The organism is Pseudomonas sp. RL_15y_Pfl2_60, assembly GCF_963970595.1.
In the GTDB taxonomy this organism is placed as follows: Bacteria; Pseudomonadota; Gammaproteobacteria; order Pseudomonadales; family Pseudomonadaceae; genus Aquipseudomonas.
This window is the reverse complement of sequence record NZ_CAXAOE010000006.1, coordinates 323635-343813: the sequence shown is the minus strand read 5'-3', so window position 1 is coordinate 343813 and position 20179 is coordinate 323635. Positions and strand designations below refer to the sequence as shown.

Here is a 20179-nt window from a genome sequence, read left to right as displayed (position 1 = left end):
CGCGGCTTTAGAAGGTTTCCATCCAGGGACGTAAATCCAGCTCATGGGTCCAACTGTCGCGCGGCTGGCAATGCAATTGCCAGTAGCTGTCGGCGATATGTTCGGGGTTGAGAATGCCGTCTTGCTCTTTCTGGGCGTAACGCTCCGGAAAGTTTTCGCGGATAAACGCAGTGTCGATGGCGCCATCGATAATCGGATGGGCCACATGGATACCTTGCGGGCCGAGCTCACGGGCCATGCTTTGGGCGAGTGCGCGCAAGGCAAACTTGGCCCCGGCAAAGGCGCTAAAACCTTTGCCGCCGCGCAGTGAAGCCGTTGCGCCAGTAAAGATGATTGTGCCTTGGCCGCGTGGCAGCATCACCTTGGCGGCCTCTCGTCCGGTCAGGAAGCCGGCTAGTGTCGCCATTTCCCACACCTTGCGGTACACCCGCTCGGTGGTTTCGGTGATGGAGAAATTCACGTTGGCGCCGATATTGAAGATCACCGCGTGCAAGGGGCCGATTTCACGCTCAATGGTGGCAAACATCTCAATCACTTGTTCTTCAATACGGGCATCGCAACCGAACGCCCGGGCGGCGCCGCCGGCTTGTTCGATGCTATCGACCAAGGGCTGAAGTTTTTCCGCGTTGCGCCGGGCCACGCAGGCGACGAATCCCTCACGGGCAAATCGTTTGGCGATCTCGCCACCGGTTGCGTCACCTGCGCCTACTACTAAGACTGCTTTGCGTTGAGTTGTCATGGCTGCTCCGATTGTTGGTTCTTTTTTGGAACTAACCTGAATAGTCAGTTCCATTTTAGAACCTGTCAAGTTATTCTTATCCAATAATTTGTGGAGGCGGCCTATGCGCTGGGAAGAACTTGATCAGCAGCCTTGCTCCTTGGCCCGCACCTTATCGGTGGTCGGCGACCGTTGGACATTGCTGGTGCTGCGCGAATGTTTTATGGGGATTCGTCGCTTTGATGACTTTGAGCAACGCCTCGGCGTGACCAGGCACCTGTTGTCTGATCGCCTGAAGAAGCTGGTTGAAGCGCAGGTGTTGAGCAAACAGGCCTATCAACAGCGGCCGGTGCGCGAGGAATATCGCCTCACCGCCAAGGGTCGCGACCTGTATCCAGCAATCATGGCGCTGGTGCATTGGGGGGATGTGCATATGAGCGAGGCGGGCGAAGCGCCAATTCGCCATCGTCATGTGGCGTGCGGCGAGCAGATGCATGGGCTGATGGTCTGTTCACACTGTGCTGAGCCATTGCGGCCGCAGGATGTGCAATTGGAGGAGTCGCCAAAGTATCGCGGCAAGCTGCTGCCTGCCCATTGGTCGGTGCGTGCGCTTGGCGATTAAGCGTTGTTAAAAGAGGCGGGCGAGCAGCGTGGTAACAGCGGTTTCGACGCGCAGGATGCGCTCGCCGAGTTGAACCGGGTTCAAGCCTGACTCCTGCAGTTTTTCCACTTCGTAAGGAATCCAGCCGCCTTCGGGACCTATGGCCAGCGTTACCGGGCGCTCCACTGCGCGAGGACATGGCGGGTAATCACCGGGATGAGCGACCAGGCCCAGGCTGTCGCCAACCATCTGCGCCAGATGATCTTCGACAAAAGGCTTGAAGCGCTTTTCGATGCTGATCTCGGGCAGCACCGTATCGCGGGCTTGTTCCAGCCCCAGGATCAGTTGCTCGCGAATGGCCTCTGGCTGCAGGAATGGCGTCTGCCAGAAGCTTTTCTCAACCCGGTAACTGTTAAGCAGTACCACGCGGGCAACGCCCATCGAGCTGATGCCTTGTAGCACGCGGCGGAGCATTTTCGGGCGAGGCAGTGCCAGCAGCAAGGTTAGTGGTAGTTTGGCTGGCGGTGCTTGGTCAAGCTCGAATCGGATATGCGCCTGCTGTGCATCCATTTGCAGGATCTGTGCATTGCCCATCAGCCCATTGATGCGACCGACACGCAGGCTGTCCCCGGCCTCGGCGCGATGCACTTCCTGCATGTGCTTTAGCCGCCGACCGCTGAGGATGGCTTGGTCGGCGCTAATGCAATCGCTGTCTTCAAGCAGCAGTAGGTTCACGGCTTGGTAGCAGGCGGCTGATCGGTTTTATCGCTGGCTTCAGCTGTCTCGGCTTCTTGTTCTTCACGGCGCTTGACCATTGCGCCGCAAAGTAGACCGGCCTCAAACAGCATCCACATCGGCACGGCGAGCAGGGTTTGCGAGAAAACATCGGGTGGCGTCAGCACCATGCCGATTGCAAAACAGCCGACCACAACGTAGGGGCGGCCTTTGCGCAGGGTCGGCACATCAACGATACCCACCCAGATCAGCAAAAAGGTGGCGACGGGAATCTCGAAGGCTACGCCGAAGGCGAAGAACAGGGTCAATACAAAGTCGAGGTATTGGCCGATGTCCGTCATCATCTCGACCCCTTCCGGGGTGACGCTGGCGAAGAAGCCGAACATGATCGGGAAGACCACGAAGTAGGCGAACGCCATGCCGCCGTAGAACAGCAGGATGCTGGAGATCAGCAAGGGCACGGCAATGCGCTTTTCGTGCTTGTACAGGCCGGGCGCGATAAAGCCCCAGATCTGGTGCAGGATCACCGGGATCGCCAGGAACAGCGCAACCATCAGGGTCAGCTTGAAAGGGGTCAGGAACGGCGACGCCACGCCTGTTGCGATCATGGTCGCGCCCGCTGGCAAATAGGTGCGAAGCGGCGCTGCTACCAGCGCGTAGATGTCTTGCGAGAAGTAAAACAGCCCGGCAAACAGGACAAATATCGCCAACACACAACGCAGCAGGCGAGTGCGCAGTTCGGTGAGGTGCGAGACGAGCGGCATTTCGTCGTCGTGTTCAGGTAAACGGCTCATGGTTGTTGGGCTTTATCCTGGCTGGCAGCCGTGCTGGGCGCTGGGTCTGGCGTTGTCGCCGCAGGCGCTGACTCGTCCGGCGAGCTTGGGCTAGGTGATTCGCCAAAAGGGGCTGGTGCCGCATTGGCTGGCTCGATGCTGGTGGTCGTTTGCGGGGTTGCGGCAGCCGGTTTTTCTGAGCTTTTGCCCGGGGCGAGAATGTCGTTGCGCATTGACTTCATTTCGCGCTCAAGGTCGAGAATCTGCTCGTTGTGCAATTGGCGACGTATTTCATCTGCGCCAATCTCACGCTCGACATCAGCCTTGATCGCGTTGAAGCTACGTTTAATCCGGCCAATCCATAAGCCCGCTGTCCGTACTGCGCCCGGCAAGCGCTCAGGGCCGAGCACCACGAGCGCCACAAGCCCGCACAAAAGCAGTTCAGTGAAACCGATATCAAACATGAGGCGACTCTTTGGACCTGTAAAACAGGACCTGCTGAAAAACGGGTAAACAGCCAGCAAATGCTACGCGTTGAACCGGCGCAGCATCAGGCGGCCATTTGGCTAAGGCGAGCGTCTGGCGCGGGCTTAGTCTTTCTTTGCCGGGTCTTCAACCTTGCGCGCCTGAGCGTCAAAGGTCTGGCCTTTTTCGTCCTCAACCGGCGGCTTGTCCGCGTCTTCATTACCCATCGACTTGCGGAAACCCTTGATTGCGTCACCGAGGTCAGAGCCGACACCTTTCAAACGCTTGGTGCCGAACAGCATGACCACAATCAGCAGGATGATCAGAAGTTGCCAAATGCTAATTCCACCGAAACCCATGATGCACTCTCCGATTTAATAAGGTTCAGGACTCAGGGCGTGCAGCTTTTTCTGCATGCCCGGACAATCCAAAGCGTCGATCCAACTCGTCCAGCACGGCCTGGGGATGTTGCCCAAGGGCGGCTAGCATAACCATGCTGTGAAACCACAGATCGGCTGTTTCGTAAATTACGTCGCTGCAATCGCCACTGGTTGCAGCATCCTTTGCGGCGATGATGGTTTCAACCGATTCTTCACCGACTTTCTCTAGAATCTTGTTCAAGCCCTTATGATACAGGCTCGCCACGTAGGAGGAATCTGCCGCTGCGCCTTTGCGCGCCTCAAGTACTTCAGCCAGGCGGGTCAGGGTATCAGTCATGGCTGTGTCCTTCGGCATAAATTGCTTTTGGGTCTTTGATCACTGCGTCGACTGTTTTCCACGCGCCGTTTTCAAAAACGCGATAGAAACAGCTTTCCCGTCCGGTGTGGCAAGCGATCCCGCCGAGCTGCTCGACTTTGAGGATGATCACATCGGCATCGCAATCCAGGCGCAGCTCGTGGAGCTTTTGTACGTGCCCGGATTCTTCGCCTTTGCGCCACAGCTTGCCGCGCGAGCGTGACCAGTAAATAGCGCGGTTTTCACTGGCGGTCAGCGCCAATGCTTCGCGGTTCATCCACGCCATCATTAGCACGCGGCCAGTTTGGTGATCCTGGGCAATTGCTGGAACCAAGCCATCGCTGTTCCAGTTTATTTCATCAAGCCAATCGTTCATTACAGGTTCCGCCCAATTTGGGCTCTTCGAGTCTCTAGTTTGCCAGTACAGCTCAGGCGTGGCTATCGGCGCAGCACCAGATAAATGCCGGCGACGAGCATCGTCCAGCTCGGCCAAGCCATTAGTTCAAGCGATAACCCCTGGCTCACTGCGCCTGCAATCAAGGCCGCGCCGATCAGGCGAGCAGGCCAGATTGAATAGCTTTGCTCAACGGTCTTGACTGTGAGCTGTTGCTGATTGAGTTTTTCCAGTGTATCGCGGGCAATCTGCGACAGGTGTGGAACTTGTTCGGCTTGCTGCTGCAGGTTACGCAGCAGATGCAGCGGGCTGATGCGCTCACGCATCCAGCGCTCCAGAAACGGCTGGGCGGTGCTCCACAAGTCAAGATCGGGGTAGAGCTGGCGGCCCAAGCCTTCAATATTGAGCAAGGTTTTTTGCAGCAGCACCAACTGCGGCTGGACCTCCATGTTGAAGCGTCGAGCCGTCTGGAACAGGCGCATCAGCAACTGTCCGAAGGAAATATCCTTGAGTGGTCGTTCGAAGATGGGCTCGCAAACGGTGCGAATCGCCGCTTCGAAATCATTGACCTTGGTTTGCGCCGGCACCCAGCCCGAGTCGATGTGCAGTTGGGCGACGCGGCGATAGTCGCGTTTGAAGAATGCGAGCAGGTTGCGCGCCAAATAGTCCTGATCTTCTGGGGTCAGGCTGCCGATGATGCCGCAATCGATGGCGATGTACTTCGGATTCCAGGGTTGGCTGGTGCTGACGAAGATATTGCCTGGGTGCATGTCGGCATGGAAAAAGCTGTGGTCGAAGACCTGGGTAAAGAAAATCTCAACCCCACGCTCAGCCAGCAGCTTCATGTCGGTGCGTTGATCCGCCAATGTCGCCAGATCAGTTACCGGAATGCCATATATGCGCTCCATGACCAAAACTTTCGGGCGGCAATAGTCCCAGTAGATTTGCGGCACGTAGAGCAGTGACGAGCCTTCAAAGTTGCGCCGCAGCTGACTGGCGTTCGCCGCCTCGCGCAGCAGGTCCAGTTCGTCGTAAATGGTTTTCTCGTAGTCGCTGACCACTTCAACCGGGCGCAGGCGGCGGGCATCTGCAGAGGCTTTTTCAGCCACCTTGGCGATGATGAACAGCCAGGCGATATCTTGGCGAATGACTGGCTTGAGGCCGGGGCGAATAACCTTGATTACTACTTCTTCGCCTGTTTTCAGACGCGCTGCGTGAACTTGAGCAACTGAAGCGGAAGCCAGAGGTTGTGGATCAAAACGGGCAAAGGTGTCAGCAACCTTGGCACCGAGCTGCTCTTCGATAAGCGCCAGGGAGTGGGCTGGATCGAATGGCGGCACTTGATCTTGCAGCTTGCTCAGCTCATCGGCGACGTCGAGCGGCATTAAATCGCGGCGGGTGGAGAGCAGTTGGCCAAACTTGATAAAAATTGGCCCGAGCTCTTCAAGGGACAGGCGCAATCGTTCACCACGACTCAGGCCCAGGTCTTTGCGCGGTAGCCAGCGCCACGGCAGGGCATAGCTGAGCACGCGCAGCCACAGTGGCAACGGCAGGGCGAAGAGTAAATCATCAAGCTGGTAGCGGATGATTACACGCAGGATTCGGAACAAGCGACGTGCGGCGAGCAGCTTCATTCGTTGGGCTTATTACGTTGGGCGAGACGTTCGATGCGGGCATCGAGACGGTCGAGGGCTAACTTCAGGTCATCCAGTTCGGCGAAGCGTGCATTGGCTTCACGTTGGCCAACCAAGGTGCGCGACTCTTCGCTGAGATAATCGGCGAGATTCAAACGCAAGGTATCCAGTGTTTGTGTGGTCCAACTGGCGCGGCTGCGCAGGTGGCTACCGAGCAATTGGCTGCCGACTGGGCCAAGCCAGCGCGACAGCTCGTATTCCCAGTCGAGCTCCAGGTCTTGGAGCACGGCAGCAAGATCAAGCAGCACCGCGCTGTCGCCGTCGAGTTCGACTTCCGGGCTGTGCAGCACCGATGTCTTGTCACGGCTGGTGGCCAGGCGAATCAAGCTGGATGCTGGCGCACGCAGCCGGCAATCGACTTCACCTTCCCAGTGTGCAGCAAGCATCAGGCCTTCACCGTCGGGCATGATAAACAGGCTCATTGCTGGCGACAGGCAGTCCACGGCAATCACTTTGCCTGCCAAATGCTCAAGGCGCGGCAGTGCCGTGCTGTCCATCGCCAGCACCCGGTTGAGGCCGGTTTCAACCCCGGCCAGTAGCCCGCTCAGCAGCATCAGGGCTTGATACCCCGGTGCAGCGCTACGATACCGCCGGTCATGTTGTGGTACGTGGTGCGCTCAAAACCGGCATCAATCATCATCGCCTTCAGCGTGTCCTGGTCGGGGTGCATGCGGATCGACTCGGCCAGATAGCGATAGCTTTCTGAGTCATTGGTGATCAACTTGCCCATCAGCGGCATGACGGTGAACGAGTAGCGGTCGTAAATTTTCGACAGCAAGGCGCTCGATGGCTTGGAGAACTCAAGAATCAGCAGGCGCCCGCCCGGCTTGAGTACCCGCAGCATGGAGCGGATGGCATCTTCTTTGTGGGTCACGTTGCGCAGGCCAAAGGCGATGGTCACGCAATCAAAGTGATTGTCCGGGAATGGCAGCTTTTCAGCATCTGCCTGGACAAACTGGACGTTATTGGCAACACCGCGATCTAGCAGGCGGTCGCGACCGACCTTGAGCATGGAGTCATTGATGTCGGCCAGCACTACTTCGCCGGTAGGCCCCACCAAGCGTGAAAACTGGCGAGTGAGGTCGCCAGTGCCGCCAGCGATGTCGAGCACCTTGTTGCCGACCCGAACGCCGGACAGTTCAATGGTGAAGCGCTTCCACAGGCGATGCATGCCGCCTGAAAGCAGATCATTCATGACATCGTATTTTGCAGCCACCGAGTGGAACACTTCTGCGACTTTTTCAGCTTTTTGGCTTTCTGGTACGTCTTTAAAGCCAAAGTGTGTGGTCGGTTCGCTGTCGCTGTTCTTGCGCGGATCGTTCATGTTGCGCTCACTTGAATCATAGTGGGCTACATTCTAAACCTGCGACGAGGCTTATGTCTTGGCATGCGCTGCATGGCCGCGAGCAGAGCGACCAACAGGCCTGCTATAGTCTGGCCAAATAAGGTCGCAGCCACGAGGAACCCAATGGCCAAAATTGACATTCAACGCCCCCATTCACTGGGCCGTGAAGCCGCCCGCGAGAAAGCGGAGTATCTGGCGCAGCGCCTGGCCAACGAGTATGGCGTGCGCTATCAGTGGAAAGATGATGTGCTCGAGTTCAAGCGTAGCGGCGCTGATGGTCGAATCGAGGTGGGCGAGGATCAGGTTCGTGTGCAGCTAAACCTTGGCTTAATGCTTTCGGCCTTGAGCGGAACTATCAAGCGTGAGATTGAGCAGGTGTTGGATAAGCACCTCAGCGCCTAGTCGTTTGGGGTTGCGTATTAAATACAGCTCTTAGTATGTGGTTTCTAATTTTCATCGATATGGTGTGTCTCAAGCCTGCACTTCGTGGGCGTTTCCTCTTAATTTCTGAGTGAGGTGCACCATGTCCAAAGTTGCTATCAAAAAGAAAGTTGTGGTCGAAGACAAAGCTTCCGTGCTGAGCGACGCCAAAGTCTATGCGCGGAAAATCTGGCTGGCGGGTTTGGGTGCATATGCCAAAGCCGGTCAGGAAGGCGCCGAGTACCTGAAAGACCTGATCAAGTCCGGTGAGAGCGTCGAGCAAAAAGGCAAGAAAATCGTTGATCAACAAGTCGATGCGGCCAATAGCCAGATCGACAGCGCCAAGAACAGCGTGCGCAGTAATGTCAGCAGCGTCAAAGGCAAGGTGGAATTGCAACTCGACAAAATCGAGAAGGCATTCGACACTCGTGTTGCCTCTGCTCTGAACCGTATTGGTATTCCGTCGAAGCAGGACATCGATGTTCTCTCTGCTAAGCTGGATGAGTTGAGTGCATTGCTTGATCACGTCTCGCGTACCAAATAAGGAGAGTCGAATGGCTGTTAAGAAGAAAGTCGAAAAAGAAGCTAGTTCGTGGATCGGCGGCGTAGAAAAATATTCACGCCAAATTTGGCTTGCCGGTTTGGGCGCCTACTCCAAAGTCAGCAAGGATGGCACCAAGCTGTTCGATACGCTGGTCAAGGATGGTGAGAAAGCTGAGAAGCAAGCCAAGACTGAAGTCGACAAACAGGTTGACGCTGCTAAATCTTCGGTTGACGCACGTGTAGGCTCTGCCAGGTCGCGCGTTGAAGAAGTACGTGGCAAGGCCATCGGCAAGTGGGGCGAGCTGGAAGAGGCTTTTGACAAGCGTTTGAACAATGCGATTTCACGTCTTGGGGTTCCGAGCCGCAATGAAGTCAAAGCACTGAACGCCAAAGTTGAAAGCCTGACCAAGCAAATCGAAAAGCTCACTGGCGTCTCGGTAAAGTCAGTCAAGCCCGCAGCTAAACCTGCTCCTAAAACTGCGGCCAAGCCAGCGCCAAAGGCGGCGGCTAAACCCGTTGCCAAGCCTGCAGCGAAAAAGCCTGTGGCCAAGGCCGCTGCTAAGCCAGCCGCCAAGCCTGCCGCAAAACCAGCGCCAAAGGCTGCTGCTAAACCTGCCGCAAAAGCGGCGGCCAAGCCGGCGGCTAAACCCGCAGCCAAGGCTGCAGCAAAACCTGCGGTCAAAGCAGCTGCTAAACCAGCTGCCAAGCCAGCGGCAAAGAAACCAGCAGCGCGTAAACCAGCTGCTAAACCTGCAGCCAAGCCCGCTGTGGCCAAGCCTGCCGCTTCAGCCACGCCAGCGGCTCCGGCTACACCTGCTACACCAGCCGCAGCTACACCGGCGGCAACGCCAGTAACGCCGACTACACAGTCGTAAGCCTTTAGCGGTAAAACAAAAAGCCCGGCATCAGTGCCGGGCTTTTTGTTATCTGTGAATTAGCTTTCAAGGTAGCGTTGAGCCAAGTGCTCGGCGGCAAAGCGCGACTCGGTGCTCAGGTGTGGCGCGACCAGCATCATGACTTGATAAACCACCAGGCGGCTTTCGCCTTCACTGCCAATAATGCGCTGGTAGTCGAGCGAGAACAGCAGTGTCAGGGTTATCTGCTCAACCAACTGGCCAAGTGATTGGGTATCACTAAGCAACTGGTTTTCGGCCTTGAGTCGCGCCAGTAGAGCGGCCAGCGTGCGTTTTAGTGCATTTAGCCAGTGGCGCATGCCACGGGCAATCTTGGGCAGGCGCCCAGTCAGGTTGGACAAGTCCTGAAAGAGGAAGCGGTAGTGGGCCATTCGCTCGGCAATCAGGTGCAGGAATAGCCAGTAATCTTCAACGTCCAGCTGCGCGTCCTCAGGCGGGTCGAGCAAAGGTGCAAGCTCGGCCTGAAAACGTTCAAACAATCCAATGATCAAGGGTTCCTTGCCATGGAAGTGGTAATACAGGTTGCCCGGGCTGATGCCGAGCTCGTTGGCAATTTCAAGGGTTGAGACATTAGGCTCACCCTCCTGATTGAACAGCATCAGGGCGCATTCGAGAATCCGTTCACGAGTTTTCATGCTGATTTCTTAATCTTGATGCTCATGCCTTGAAGATAACTGTGCCACGGGATTTCGAACAGTAGCGAATTGTGTCCGCGCATCCGGGGCGAGCCTTTTGCGATTGCAATACGCGCCCCTCAGCTGTTCGGCGTCTTAGCGCACATGCACATAGTTACCGGGCGCATCAGCCAGCAGCGGATGATTTTGGTCGCCGATGGCCATGATGGTTTCGTGCTCAGTGCCAGAGCGAGCCTGGATCCACTCCAGCCATTGCGGCCACCAACTGCCTTGCTGATTTTTCGCGTCGTGGTACCAGGCGCGTGGGTCGGAGGTCAGCTTTGGGTTTTCGAAGAAGTTGGCTTTTGGGTTGCCGGGCGGATTGAGAATGCTTTGGATATGCCCGCTATTGGACAAGATAAAGCGCCGGTTGCCGCCCAAAAGCAAGGTCGAGCGATAGACCGCATCCCAGGGCGTGATGTGGTCGTTGATCCCAGCGATGTTGAAGCTGTCGACGTTGACCTTCTGCATGTCTATCGGCGTGCCACAAATTTCCAGGGCGCCGGCACGGGTCAAGGGGTTGTACTTGAAGAACTCGATCAAGTCGCCATGCAGTGCTGCTGGCAGGCGCGTGTTGTCGTTATTCCAGTACAGGATGTCGAACGCGGGCGGTTGCTTGCCCATCAGGTAGTTGTTGACCCAGTAATTCCAGATCAAGTCGTTGGGCCGCATCCAGGCAAACACCTTGGCCATGTCACGTCCGTCGAGCACGCCTTGTTGGTAGGAACGACGCTTGGCTGCTTCTAGGGTTTTCTCGTCGGCAAATAGCATGGCCGGGCTTTCGATCTGGCTGTCGAGCAGGCTGACCATGTAAGTCGCACTGGAAATTTTCCGCAGCTGCCGTTTGGCCTGCAGGTGCCCTTGCAATGCAGCAATGGTCAGCCCGCCAGCACAGGCACCGAGCAGGTTAACGTCCTTGCTGCCGGTGATGGCGCGGCAGACATCGAGCGCTTCTTCAAGGGCTTGTACATAACTTGAAAGGCCCCACTCGCGGTGTTGCGGGTCTGGATTACGCCAACTGACAACAAAGGTTTGCAGGTTGTTTTTCAGGGCGTACTGGATAAAGCTTTTCTCGGGCGAGAGGTCGAAAATGTAGTACTTGTTGATTTGCGGCGGCACAATCAACAGCGGCTTGGCGTACTGTTTTTCGCTCATTGGCTTGTATTGGATCAGCTCCAGCATTTCATTGCGAAACACCACCGAGCCAGGTGTCGTCGCCAGGTTCCGACCGACCTCAAATGCATGTTTGCTGACCTGGCTGGGCATGCCGCCGTTGTTCAGCAAGTCGTCAAATAGATGGTTGAGTCCTTTGAAAATGCTGCTGCCGCCACTGTTGAAAAGTTCTTTCAAGGCCAGTGGATTGAGCAGGCTGTTGGACGGCGACAGCGCATCGTTCAGCAATGATGATACAAAGCGCGCGCGTGTGCGGTCATCGGCTGACAAGGCGCTTTCATCTATCCAGCTGTTCAGTTGTTTTTGCCATGCCAGATAGGCTTGCAAGCTGCGGCGATAGAAGGGGTTGTGGTGCCAGGTCGGATCACTGAAGCGGCTGTCATGCGGGTTGACCTTGTGCGGTGTATCGCCCACCAGTACGCGACCTAGTTGACCGCCAAACGCCAGCAGGTGCTTGGCGCTGTGCACTGGCTGCTTGAGTCCCTGAAGCGCCAAGACCCGGAATGTGGAAATAACATCGCGGCCGCGAAGGCCGGAAATAGCGTTTTGCGCATTCATGGCTCTGGCTGAACTTGGCAAGCCGCTTTTGTTAATTTTATCAGGCATGAAATAACACTCCGTCGTTATTACGCTGCGAATCCTTGTATCCATTTCCTTGGCTTTGCCGCTGAGCATTCACAGCGGTAAGCAAAAGGTGAAGGCATATCCGGGTGTCAGGACTCATTGTGTTGTTTGAGCAGCAAGGCTTGTACCAATGTAGGCAAAGCTGCATTGCAGAGCCTGCGGGGCTCTGAGGCAAAAAATACAGAGCCCTTAAATGAGTCAACTATAGGGGGCGAGCACTACAAGAGTGCGACAGTCAGATGACGGCGCACGCTTTAATCAGGCTGTACGGCTAGTGAGATGATGCAGCGACAGGAACCGGGTGCATGACCGCGCGTTGGCGCTCTTCATCAAGGAACTTCATGATCAGTGGTGCAACCGTTTCTGCCCGGGTCACCAGAAACAGGTGACCGTCATCAATCACATGCAGTTCCGCATTGGGAATGCGCCAGGCCAGCATGCGCATATTGATCAAGGGGATGATCGGGTCGTCATCGCCAGCCAGCACCAAGGTCGGTTGGTGAATCTTGTGCAGCCAATGGATGCTGGTCCAGCCCAGTCCTGCGAACAGCTGCCAGTAATAACCGACTTTGCCGGATGAGCGCACTTTACTGGCATGGGCCATGGCCAGTTTTGGATCGCGACGGAAGGCGCCGCCGTAGATAGTTGGCGCGATTTGCACTCCGTATGACGGTTGGATATAGCGCCGCGGGCTGGCCATGCGCAGCAATACCTTAGGTTTGCCCGGAACCATAAATGCACCGGCTGAGGTCGCTGCCAATACCAGCTTTTTACAGCGTTCAGGGTAGTCGTAGGCGAATTGCTGGGCTAATGCGCCGCCCCAGGATACGCCGATCACATTGACCTGGCCGTAGTCGAGGTAGTCGAGCATCCGCGCCGCGAGCTTGGCCAGTCCGGGGAAGCGGTACGGCGTGCTCGGCGTGGATGAGCCGCCCACACCGGGCACATCGAAGGCAATGACTTCGAGCTCAGGGTCGAGCGCTTTAACGAACGGCATGACCAGTTCAAGGTTGGCGCCGATACCATTGAAGATCAACAGCGGCGCTATCTTGCTATTCCCGGGCCGAACAGCAGTCCGGATTGTCTGGCCATCCAGTTCGATGGTACGAAATACAAATGGTAGCGACATACGCATAACCCTATCAGTTAAACCGTTGAATTGGACGGTCCCGGCTATAGCCACCAGAGAATCCTGGTCCGCTGAGTTTCAGCGAGCAGCGCTCGGTTGCGCTGCAGGCATGGGTGCGCAGTGCGCAATTAGTTAACGTTCGTGTACATATGTGCCCGGTGCGGCTTCAGCTGCCGGGTATTTTTTATTGCCTAGCTGGGCTTTCGCCGGTTTGGTTTCCCCTGAGCGCTGCGCGAGCCACTGTTGCCAGTGCAGCCACCAGGAATCAGTATGTTTGGTTGCGCTGGCCTGCCAGTCTTTGGCGTCATCAGGCATTTCGCTATTGGTCATGTAGCGTGACTTGGGGTTGCCCGGCGGATTGAGAATGCTCTGGATGTGGCCGCTGTTGGACAGAACAAACTCGCATTCACCTCCAAATAACTTGGCTGACTTGTAGCAAGATTCCCAAGGCGTGATGTGGTCAGTGGTGCCTGCAACGCAAAATAGATCGCTTGTAACCTGTTTCAGGTCGATCGGCGTGCCGCAGACTTCGAGTGCGCCCGCGCGCGTCAATGGATTGGTCACGAACATGTCAATGAACTCGCCATGCAAGGCTGCCGGCAAGCGCGTGGTGTCGTTGTTCCAGTACAGGATGTCGAAAACTGGCGGCTCATTACCCAATAGATAGTTGTTGACCCAGTAATTCCAGATCAGGTCATTGGGCCGCATCCAGGCAAATACCTTGGCCATGTCGCTGCCCTCGAGCACACCCGCTTGATACGAGCGGCGCTTGGCAGCCTCAAGGGTTTTCTCATCGGCAAACAGCGCGACCTGGGTATCCATCTGGGTATCGAGCACACTCACCAGCAGGGTCAAGGCATGGACTTTCTGCTCGCCCAGCGCAGCGTAGTGGCCGAGCAAGGAGGTGGTGGTCAAGCCGCCGGAACAGGCGCCGAGCATGTTGATATCTTTGCTGCCGGTAATGGCGCATACCACATCGATCGCTTGTTTAAGGGCTTCGATGTAGGTGCTCAGGCCCCACTCGCGCTGGGCTTTGGTCGGGTTGCGCCAGCTGACGACGAAGGTTTGCACGCTGCTGCGCAGGAGAAAGCGGGCGACGCTTTTTTCCGCCGACAAGTCGAATACATAGAATTTGTTGATCTGCGGTGGCACCACCAGCAGCGGTCGCTGGTGAACTTGCTCGGTGACGGGGGCGTACTGGATCAGTTCGAGCAGGTCATTGCGAAAGACCACGGCGCCTTCAGTAGTCGCCAGATTCTTACCCACCTCAAAGGCCGACATATTGACCTGGCTCGGCATACCGCCGTTATTGACCAGGTCCTTGGCGAGATGGGAGAGGCCGTCGAGCAGGCTTTTGCCGCCCGTTTCAAAGAAGCGCTTGACCGCCATTGGGTTGGCTAGGGAGTTGCTGGGCGCCATGGCTTCGGTCATGAGGTTGACCACGAAATGGCCACGGCTGGCATCCTGTGGCGACAAGGTGCTTTCGTCGATCCACTGGTGCAGTTCCTTGCGCCAGGCAAGGTAGGTTTGCAGGTAGCGCCGATAGAGCGGGTTCTGGCTCCAGGCCGGGTCACTAAAACGCCGGTCGGTCGGGTCGGCCTCCAGGTCAGACTGGCCAAACATGACGTTCTTGAGCTCAAGACCAAAATGCGCGACGTGCTTGGCGCTGTGCAAAGGTTGTTTAAGCGCCAGGGACAGAACCATCCGCGCCGTTGTCAGCAGGTCTTTACCGCGGATCCCAACAACGGGATTAAGGCCAAGGGTATGTTCTGAAGCTTGTTGCTTCAGGGCATCATTATTTTTATCAGCCATTTGACGCTCCATTGTCCTGAGACACCTACCGCCGCTGCATGATGCGCATGGACATAATGCAGGACTCGGTATGACTCGGGTTACCGTGTGCAATTAATATCACTACTGTGTGCATCTGGGGCTCCAGATGCAGGTAACTTGCCAGTTACTTGGTTACCCGAGTTTTTAACTTTACGCAAGGCGTGTGCAGCTTCTGCTTGGCAGCAGTATGCCTTCAGAGATTAGAAAATGCGTTCTAACTGTGCACGAGGCGTCGATCGAGGGCGCTGAAATAACAGCTTTGGTGCGCGGTGTTCTGTGCGGCAGGCCGTGGTTGCTACTGCATGAGTCGGACAATTGACTCGTTGGGGTCGCGTGACTTTCCGGCGGCTTGCAGTTCGGCAAGATAGTCTGCCCAGAGCTGTTCCTGACGAGTGGCAAGCTGATACAGATAGTCCCAGCTGTACAGACCGCTGTCATGGCCGTCGTCGAAGCACAGTTTTAGTGCGTAATTGCCGGCGGGTTCGATGCGGCTCAAGCCGACGTTGATCTTGCCGGTTTGCAGTATTGGGTTGCCATGGCCCTGCACCTCGGCTGAGGGAGAGTGGACGCGTAGGAATTCGGCGGACAAGGTGTAGCTGTCCTCGGCGTATTTCAGCGTCAGGGTTTTCGATGCTTTGTGCAGTTCGATTGCGCTGGGGATTTTCGCCATGGTCATTGCTTACGCCTTGCATAGGTTAAAAGCAGTCATTGGTATTGCGTAGGGTGCGACAAGGCGAAGCTTGTCCGCCATTTGCTCAACTGCCTGCTGGCAAAAGGGCGGATGAAAGCATCATCCACCCTACAGTCTAGCCAGTTTGGTGGGCAAAAAAGCATTACCCACCCTACGACATAGTTAGAGAATATAGCGCGACAGGTCTTCGTCTTCAGCCAGGTCGCCCAAGTGGCTGTTGACGTAGGCTGCATCGATCTGGATTGGCTTGCCAGTATGCTCGGCCGCCATATCGCCAGCGCTGAACGACACTTCTTCGAGCAGGCGCTCAAGCAAGGTGTGCAGGCGCCGGGCACCAATATTTTCGGTCTTTTCGTTGACCTGCCAGGCGATCTCGGCGATGCGCTTTATACCGTCGCCGAGAAACTCAATACCCAGCCCTTCTGTGTTGAGCAGTGCTGCATATTGCTCGGTGAGCGAGGCATGCGGCTCGGTGAGGATGCGCTCGAAATCTTCCGGGCTCAGGGCCTTGAGCTCGACCCGAATCGGCAGGCGGCCCTGCAACTCCGGCACCAGGTCGCTTGGCTTGCTGAGATGGAAGGCGCCAGAGGCAATAAACAGGATGTGGTCGGTCTTGACCATGCCCAGCTTGGTATTGACGGTGCAACCTTCGATCAGCGGCAGCAAGTCGCGCTGGACGCCTTCGCGCGATACATCGGCGCCGCCGGTGTTGCCACGCTTGGCGACCTTGTCGATTTCGTCGATAAAGACAATGCCATGCTGCTCAACGGCTTCCAGGGCGCGGGTCTTGAGCTCTTCCTCATTGACCAGGCGTGCCGCCTCCTCGTCGCGGACCATCTTCAAGGCGTCCTTGACCTTGAGCTTGCGGCTTTTGGTCTTGCCCTTGCCCATGTTCGAGAACAGGTTTTGCAGCTGGCTGGTCATTTCCTCCATGCCCGGCGGGGTCATGATTTCAATACCGGCTGGGCTATCGGCGACTTCGATATCGATTTCTTTGTCATCCAACTCGCCTTCACGCAAGCGCTTGCGGAACAGTTGGCGGGTGTTGGAGTCAGTGCTCGGTGCTGCTTCTTCCTGGAATCCAGTGCGCGCAGGCGGGAGCAGGGCGTCGAGGATGCGATCTTCCGCGGCATCTTCGGCACGGTGGCGCACGCGGATGATTTCCTGCTCGCGGAGCATTTTCAGTGCTGCATCGGCCAAATCGCGAATGATCGACTCGACATCGCGGCCAACATAGCCCACTTCGGTGAACTTGGTCGCTTCCACCTTCAGGAACGGAGCGTTGGCCAACTTGGCCAGGCGGCGGGCGATTTCGGTTTTACCGATCCCCGTTGGACCAATCATCAGGATGTTCTTGGGAGTGACTTCCGCACGCAATTCAGCAGGCAGCTGCATGCGTCTCCAGCGGTTGCGCAAGGCAATCGCGACGGCGCGCTTGGCATCATCCTGGCCAATGATGTGGCGATTGAGTTCGTGGACAATTTCACGGGGTGTCATGGACATGGGTAATAGGCTCCAAACGGCGCTCAGGCGGGTTAAACCGCCGAGTCCAGTTCCTCGATAGTCAAATTCTGATTGGTGAACACACAAATAGAGGCGGCAATGTTGAGGGCGCTTTCAGCCACTTCGCGCGCTGACATCTCCTCGGTATTTTGCAGCAGGGCGATTGCCGCGGCCTGGGCGAATCCACCGCCAGAGCCCATGGCGATCAAGCCGTGTTCAGGTTCAACCACATCGCCATTGCCGGTGATGATTAGCGAGGCATCTTTGTTGGCGACCGCGAGCATGGCTTCGAGGCGGCTTAGTGAGCGGTCGGTCCGCCAGTCTTTTGCCAGCTCAACAGCGGCACGGACCAAATGGCCCTGATGTTTTTCCAGCTTGCCTTCAAAACGTTCAAACAAGGTGAAGGCGTCTGCAGTTGCGCCTGCGAAACCTGCAAGGACCTGGCCGTGGTACAGGCGGCGAACTTTTTTCGCGTTGCCTTTCATCACGGTATTACCCAAGGAAACCTGGCCGTCGCCGCCCATGACGACTTTGCCGTGGCGGCGCACTGATACGATTGTGGTCAAGGGGAGAGTCTCCACGCTGCGGGGCGAAAATGCCCAATGTAGAAACAAATGGGGGGGCGGTGGCGGCTTTTCAACCTGGGCGAGGGGATTTTTGCCTGAATGGTTGTTGATGGGCGTAACAGATCATTACTGACCGGCTGTGTTCAGCCGGTCATGCCTGATGTGTAGCCAGTGCCTAGTTGGCCTGGCGTTGTTGCAGCAACAGGTTGCTAAAACCGTTGGCGGCCAAGGTTTTTTGCGATTGCGACAGCTGCTCGCGCGACGAGAAGGGCCCGACTAAAACGCGGTGCCAGGTTTCGTCTTTGACTGTGCCGGCTTCTACTCGTACGTTTTGCCCGAGCAGGGTGATCTGCGCCCGCACGCTTTCAGCGTCGTCCTTGCGCCGGAACGAGCCGGCCTGCAGGAAAAACTGAGTCGTCACCGGTGCCACTTGGGCGATGACCGGTGGCGGTGGTGGCGTTTCACCCTTGAGCGCCGCTTCAGCTCGCGCAGCATCGATCTTTGCAGCTTCTGCAGGGGTTACCGGTTTCTGCGCTGGCTGGCTTGGCGGCACCGCTTCAGGCGGCACTATGACTTCTGACTCGGGCAGCAAGGTGTAGAAGTCATACTTGGGCTTGCTTGCTTCAGGCTTGGCAACAGGTTTGGCTGGTTTTGCGTTGCGCGCCTGCTCTGTGCGATCGCGTTGCACTTCGCCGCTGCCGGGCTTGAGGTTCATCAGGAGCATTACAAACACGCCGATGGCCAAGCCACAGGCGAGCCAGATCCATCCGGGAATGGGTTTCTTTGCGGGTGCTTTATAGCGACTGGCCCCGCGCTTGGGGGCCGGTTTTTTGCGGGCTGCCACTTACATGCGCTCCAATGTTTCCAGGCCAAGTAACTGCAGACCTTGTTTAAGTGTTCGGCCGCTCAGTGCCGCCAGTCGCAGGCGGCTTTGCTGGGCTTGCGGGGTTTCGGCGTTGATGATCGGGCAGTGCTCGTAGAAGCTTGAGAACAGGCCTGCCACATCGTAAAGGTAGGTGCAGAGAATATGCGGAGTGCCTTTGTCGGCAACGCTGTTGAGTACTTCGCCAAACTGGGCAAGCTTGCCTGCCAAGTCGATTTCTTGTGGCGCCTGCAGGTCGAGCGGGCCCTTGATCTCGTCAAATGATTTGCCGAGCTTGCGCAGTACGCTGGCGACACGGGTGTAGGCGTAGAGCAAATAGGGCGCGGTGTTGCCTTCAAAGCTGAGCATCAGCTCGAAGTTGAAGCTGTAGTCGCTGGTGCGATGCTTTGACAGGTCGGCGTACTTAACCGCACCGATGCCAACGGCGTGGGCAATAGTGCGCAGCTCATCTTCGGCGATATCGGGGTTTTTCGCTTTGACCAACTGATAGGCGCGTTCTTCGGCCTCGTCGAGCAAGTCGATCAATTTTACCGTACCGCCATCGCGGGTCTTGAAGGGGCGGCCGTCTGCGCCGTTCATGGTGCCAAAGCCCATGTGTTCGAGCTGCATGTGCGGGGCAACAAACTCGGCGCGACGCGCCACCTCAAATGCCATCTGGAAATGCAGCGCCTGGCGTTGGTCGACAAAATACAGGGCACGATCAGCCTTGAGCGTCTGGCTGCGATAACGCATGGCCGCAAGGTCGGTGGTCGAGTACAGGTAACCGCCACCGGCTTTCTGCACTATTACCGGCAATGGATTGCCTTCAGCGTTTTTGAATTCGTCGAGGAATACGCACTTGGCGCCTTCGCTTTCGCTGAGCAGGCCCTTGCTTTGCAGGTCTGCGACGACATTGGCCAGGTCATCGTTGTAGGCGCTTTCACCGCGAACATCGGCTGGGCTCAGTTTGACGTTGAGGCGGTCGTAGGCTTTCTGGCAGTGGCTCAGTGAGATCTCATTGAAGCGGTTCCACAAGCGCATGCACTCAGGCTCACCGGCTTGCAACTGAACCACCAACTCGCGGGCGCGGTTGGCGAAGTCTTCTGACTCATCGAAACGCTTTTTCGCGGCGCGGTAGAAGACTTCAAGGTCGGACAGCTCGCTTTGGGCTGCTTCAGGGTTTTCTTCCATGTAGGCCAGCAGCATGCCGAACTGGGTGCCCCAGTCGCCCACGTGGTTTTGGCGGATGACCTCATCGCCGAGAAACTCGAGCACGCGCGCCACGGCGTCACCAATGATGGTCGAACGTAGGTGCCCAACGTGCATTTCTTTGGCCAGGTTCGGTGACGACAGGTCGACAACAACCCGTTGCGTTGCGCCGGCCTTGCGTACATTGAGGTGCGAGTCCGCAAGAGCTGCCTCAAGACGCTGAGCCAGTGCGGCGTTGTTCTGATAAAAATTGAGAAAGCCGGGGCCGGCAATCTCGACCTTGTTGATTTGTGGGTCGGCCGGTAGCGCGGCAACCAGCTTTTCAGCCAGATCGCGCGGTTTCATACCCGCAGGCTTGGCCAACATCATGGCAATGTTACTGGCGAAGTCCCCGTTGCTCTTGTCTTTGGTGTTCTCCACCTGGATCGTCGGGGTCAAGCCTTCTGGCAGCACGCCGTCAGCGGTCAGGACGGTCAGGGCTTGTTGAATCAGGTGGCGAATGCTGTCTTTCATGGTCTGCTCTGTCGGCCGATCTGGCGCGGCTGCGCGTGGGGCACTGGTTGAAAACTGCACATTAT

The 20179-nt window shown here is 56.8% G+C and carries 23 protein-coding genes; 4 read left to right on the top strand and 19 right to left on the bottom strand.

The window, feature by feature from the left end:
• Nucleotides 1-7: 7 nt before the first annotated feature.
• Entirely contained in the window at nt 8-739 is a 732-nt protein-coding gene (locus AACY26_RS17955; protein ID WP_339515995.1) for an SDR family oxidoreductase, read from the bottom strand.
• Nucleotides 740-842: 103 nt separating this feature from the next.
• On the opposite strand from AACY26_RS17955, the gene AACY26_RS17950 reads away from it, so the two are divergent.
• The gene (locus tag AACY26_RS17950; protein WP_339515994.1) at nt 843-1340 is read left to right on the top strand and encodes a winged helix-turn-helix transcriptional regulator; all 498 of its coding nucleotides are present in this window, start codon (nt 843-845) and stop codon (nt 1338-1340) included.
• 6 nt (nt 1341-1346) lie between these two features.
• On the opposite strand, the gene AACY26_RS17945 is transcribed toward AACY26_RS17950, so the two are convergent.
• From AACY26_RS17945 to ubiE, 9 genes are all read right to left on the bottom strand, one after another.
• Complete coding sequence (locus AACY26_RS17945; RefSeq protein WP_339515993.1) at nt 1347-2054, bottom strand: 16S rRNA (uracil(1498)-N(3))-methyltransferase; 708 nt, start codon at nt 2052-2054, stop codon at nt 1347-1349.
• A complete protein-coding gene (gene tatC, locus AACY26_RS17940) occupies nt 2051-2848 on the bottom strand; it encodes a twin-arginine translocase subunit TatC (RefSeq protein WP_339515992.1) in 798 nt (265 codons plus the stop codon). The genes AACY26_RS17945 and tatC overlap by 4 nt, the downstream gene beginning before the upstream one ends.
• Nucleotides 2845-3291, bottom strand: coding sequence for a Sec-independent protein translocase protein TatB (gene tatB, locus AACY26_RS17935; protein ID WP_339515990.1), 447 nt, complete (start codon nt 3289-3291; stop codon nt 2845-2847). The genes tatC and tatB overlap by 4 nt, the downstream gene beginning before the upstream one ends.
• A gap of 126 nt (nt 3292-3417) precedes the next feature.
• A complete protein-coding gene (gene tatA, locus AACY26_RS17930; protein ID WP_339515989.1) occupies nt 3418-3651 on the bottom strand; it encodes a twin-arginine translocase TatA/TatE family subunit in 234 nt (77 codons plus the stop codon).
• 25 nt (nt 3652-3676) lie between these two features.
• Nucleotides 3677-4009, bottom strand: coding sequence for a phosphoribosyl-ATP diphosphatase (locus AACY26_RS17925; RefSeq protein ID WP_339515988.1), 333 nt, complete (start codon nt 4007-4009; stop codon nt 3677-3679).
• Entirely contained in the window at nt 4002-4403 is a 402-nt protein-coding gene (gene hisI / locus AACY26_RS17920; RefSeq protein ID WP_339515986.1) for a phosphoribosyl-AMP cyclohydrolase, read from the bottom strand. Before hisI ends, AACY26_RS17925 begins: the two co-directional genes overlap by 8 nt.
• Nucleotides 4404-4465: 62 nt before the next feature.
• A complete protein-coding gene (ubiB, locus tag AACY26_RS17915) occupies nt 4466-6055 on the bottom strand; it encodes a ubiquinone biosynthesis regulatory protein kinase UbiB (RefSeq protein ID WP_339515985.1) in 1590 nt (529 codons plus the stop codon).
• Complete coding sequence (locus AACY26_RS17910) at nt 6052-6669, bottom strand: ubiquinone biosynthesis accessory factor UbiJ (protein ID WP_339515984.1); 618 nt, start codon at nt 6667-6669, stop codon at nt 6052-6054. The genes ubiB and AACY26_RS17910 overlap by 4 nt, the downstream gene beginning before the upstream one ends.
• The gene (gene ubiE, locus AACY26_RS17905) at nt 6669-7439 is read right to left on the bottom strand and encodes a bifunctional demethylmenaquinone methyltransferase/2-methoxy-6-polyprenyl-1,4-benzoquinol methylase UbiE (protein ID WP_339515983.1); all 771 of its coding nucleotides are present in this window, start codon (nt 7437-7439) and stop codon (nt 6669-6671) included. The genes AACY26_RS17910 and ubiE overlap by 1 nt, the downstream gene beginning before the upstream one ends.
• Before the next feature lie 144 nt (nt 7440-7583).
• Between ubiE and AACY26_RS17900 the strand changes: the two genes are divergently transcribed.
• From AACY26_RS17900 to AACY26_RS17890, 3 genes are all read left to right on the top strand, one after another.
• On the top strand, nt 7584-7862 hold the full coding sequence (locus AACY26_RS17900; protein WP_339515981.1) for a polyhydroxyalkanoic acid system family protein: 279 nt from the start codon (nt 7584-7586) through the stop codon (nt 7860-7862).
• Between the two features lie 121 nt (nt 7863-7983).
• Nucleotides 7984-8424 (top strand): phasin family protein, encoded by a 441-nt coding sequence (locus AACY26_RS17895; RefSeq protein ID WP_339515979.1) that lies wholly within the window; start codon nt 7984-7986, stop codon nt 8422-8424.
• A gap of 10 nt (nt 8425-8434) precedes the next feature.
• The gene (locus tag AACY26_RS17890; protein WP_339515978.1) at nt 8435-9298 is read left to right on the top strand and encodes a phasin family protein; all 864 of its coding nucleotides are present in this window, start codon (nt 8435-8437) and stop codon (nt 9296-9298) included.
• 59 nt (nt 9299-9357) lie between these two features.
• Here the strand turns inward: AACY26_RS17890 and AACY26_RS17885 are convergent, their stop codons facing one another.
• The 9 genes from AACY26_RS17885 to argS all read right to left on the bottom strand — a co-directional run bounded on the left by AACY26_RS17885 (nt 9358) and on the right by argS (nt 20114).
• Nucleotides 9358-9972: a TetR/AcrR family transcriptional regulator gene (locus AACY26_RS17885; protein ID WP_339515977.1), complete on the bottom strand. Its 615-nt coding sequence runs from the start codon at nt 9970-9972 to the stop codon at nt 9358-9360.
• Nucleotides 9973-10107: 135 nt separating this feature from the next.
• The gene (gene phaC, locus AACY26_RS17880) at nt 10108-11790 is read right to left on the bottom strand and encodes a class II poly(R)-hydroxyalkanoic acid synthase (protein WP_339515976.1); all 1683 of its coding nucleotides are present in this window, start codon (nt 11788-11790) and stop codon (nt 10108-10110) included.
• A 289-nt stretch (nt 11791-12079) separates the two neighbouring features.
• Nucleotides 12080-12937, bottom strand: a complete 858-nt coding sequence (gene phaZ, locus AACY26_RS17875) for a poly(3-hydroxyalkanoate) depolymerase (protein WP_339515974.1) — start codon at nt 12935-12937, stop codon at nt 12080-12082.
• A 132-nt stretch (nt 12938-13069) separates the two neighbouring features.
• The gene (phaC, locus tag AACY26_RS17870) at nt 13070-14749 is read right to left on the bottom strand and encodes a class II poly(R)-hydroxyalkanoic acid synthase (RefSeq protein WP_339515972.1); all 1680 of its coding nucleotides are present in this window, start codon (nt 14747-14749) and stop codon (nt 13070-13072) included.
• A 316-nt stretch (nt 14750-15065) separates the two neighbouring features.
• Nucleotides 15066-15440 (bottom strand): DUF971 domain-containing protein, encoded by a 375-nt coding sequence (locus AACY26_RS17865; protein WP_339516111.1) that lies wholly within the window; start codon nt 15438-15440, stop codon nt 15066-15068.
• A gap of 183 nt (nt 15441-15623) precedes the next feature.
• Nucleotides 15624-16964, bottom strand: coding sequence for an ATP-dependent protease ATPase subunit HslU (gene hslU, locus AACY26_RS17860; protein ID WP_339515970.1), 1341 nt, complete (start codon nt 16962-16964; stop codon nt 15624-15626).
• A gap of 32 nt (nt 16965-16996) precedes the next feature.
• A complete protein-coding gene (hslV, locus tag AACY26_RS17855) occupies nt 16997-17530 on the bottom strand; it encodes an ATP-dependent protease subunit HslV (RefSeq protein ID WP_339515969.1) in 534 nt (177 codons plus the stop codon).
• Nucleotides 17531-17705: 175 nt separating this feature from the next.
• A complete protein-coding gene (locus tag AACY26_RS17850; protein ID WP_339515967.1) occupies nt 17706-18374 on the bottom strand; it encodes an SPOR domain-containing protein in 669 nt (222 codons plus the stop codon).
• A complete protein-coding gene (gene argS, locus AACY26_RS17845) occupies nt 18375-20114 on the bottom strand; it encodes an arginine--tRNA ligase (protein ID WP_339515965.1) in 1740 nt (579 codons plus the stop codon).
• Nucleotides 20115-20179 lie beyond the last annotated feature (65 nt).

Excerpts from the sequence above, each read along its gene's own strand:
- hisI (WP_339515986.1), bottom strand. The coding sequence starts at position 4,403 with ATGAACGATTGGCTTGATGAAATAAACTGGAACAGCGATGGCTTGGTT.
- AACY26_RS17925 (WP_339515988.1), bottom strand. The coding sequence starts at position 4,009 with ATGACTGATACCCTGACCCGCCTGGCTGAAGTACTTGAGGCGCGCAAA.
- AACY26_RS17890 (WP_339515978.1), top strand. The coding sequence starts at position 8,435 with ATGGCTGTTAAGAAGAAAGTCGAAAAAGAAGCTAGTTCGTGGATCGGC.
- ubiE (WP_339515983.1), bottom strand. The coding sequence starts at position 7,439 with ATGAACGATCCGCGCAAGAACAGCGACAGCGAACCGACCACACACTTT.
- AACY26_RS17950 (WP_339515994.1), top strand. The coding sequence starts at position 843 with ATGCGCTGGGAAGAACTTGATCAGCAGCCTTGCTCCTTGGCCCGCACC.
- argS (WP_339515965.1), bottom strand. The coding sequence starts at position 20,114 with ATGAAAGACAGCATTCGCCACCTGATTCAACAAGCCCTGACCGTCCTG.
- AACY26_RS17895 (WP_339515979.1), top strand. The coding sequence starts at position 7,984 with ATGTCCAAAGTTGCTATCAAAAAGAAAGTTGTGGTCGAAGACAAAGCT.
- AACY26_RS17900 (WP_339515981.1), top strand. The coding sequence starts at position 7,584 with ATGGCCAAAATTGACATTCAACGCCCCCATTCACTGGGCCGTGAAGCC.
- tatA (WP_339515989.1), bottom strand. The coding sequence starts at position 3,651 with ATGGGTTTCGGTGGAATTAGCATTTGGCAACTTCTGATCATCCTGCTG.
- hslU (WP_339515970.1), bottom strand. The coding sequence starts at position 16,964 with ATGTCCATGACACCCCGTGAAATTGTCCACGAACTCAATCGCCACATC.
- AACY26_RS17910 (WP_339515984.1), bottom strand. The coding sequence starts at position 6,669 with ATGCTGCTGAGCGGGCTACTGGCCGGGGTTGAAACCGGCCTCAACCGG.
- tatB (WP_339515990.1), bottom strand. The coding sequence starts at position 3,291 with ATGTTTGATATCGGTTTCACTGAACTGCTTTTGTGCGGGCTTGTGGCG.
- phaC (WP_339515976.1), bottom strand. The coding sequence starts at position 11,790 with ATGCCTGATAAAATTAACAAAAGCGGCTTGCCAAGTTCAGCCAGAGCC.
- AACY26_RS17955 (WP_339515995.1), bottom strand. The coding sequence starts at position 739 with ATGACAACTCAACGCAAAGCAGTCTTAGTAGTAGGCGCAGGTGACGCA.
- tatC (WP_339515992.1), bottom strand. The coding sequence starts at position 2,848 with ATGAGCCGTTTACCTGAACACGACGACGAAATGCCGCTCGTCTCGCAC.
- phaC (WP_339515972.1), bottom strand. The coding sequence starts at position 14,749 with ATGGCTGATAAAAATAATGATGCCCTGAAGCAACAAGCTTCAGAACAT.
- AACY26_RS17885 (WP_339515977.1), bottom strand. The coding sequence starts at position 9,972 with ATGAAAACTCGTGAACGGATTCTCGAATGCGCCCTGATGCTGTTCAAT.
- ubiB (WP_339515985.1), bottom strand. The coding sequence starts at position 6,055 with ATGAAGCTGCTCGCCGCACGTCGCTTGTTCCGAATCCTGCGTGTAATC.
- phaZ (WP_339515974.1), bottom strand. The coding sequence starts at position 12,937 with ATGTCGCTACCATTTGTATTTCGTACCATCGAACTGGATGGCCAGACA.
- AACY26_RS17865 (WP_339516111.1), bottom strand. The coding sequence starts at position 15,440 with ATGGCGAAAATCCCCAGCGCAATCGAACTGCACAAAGCATCGAAAACC.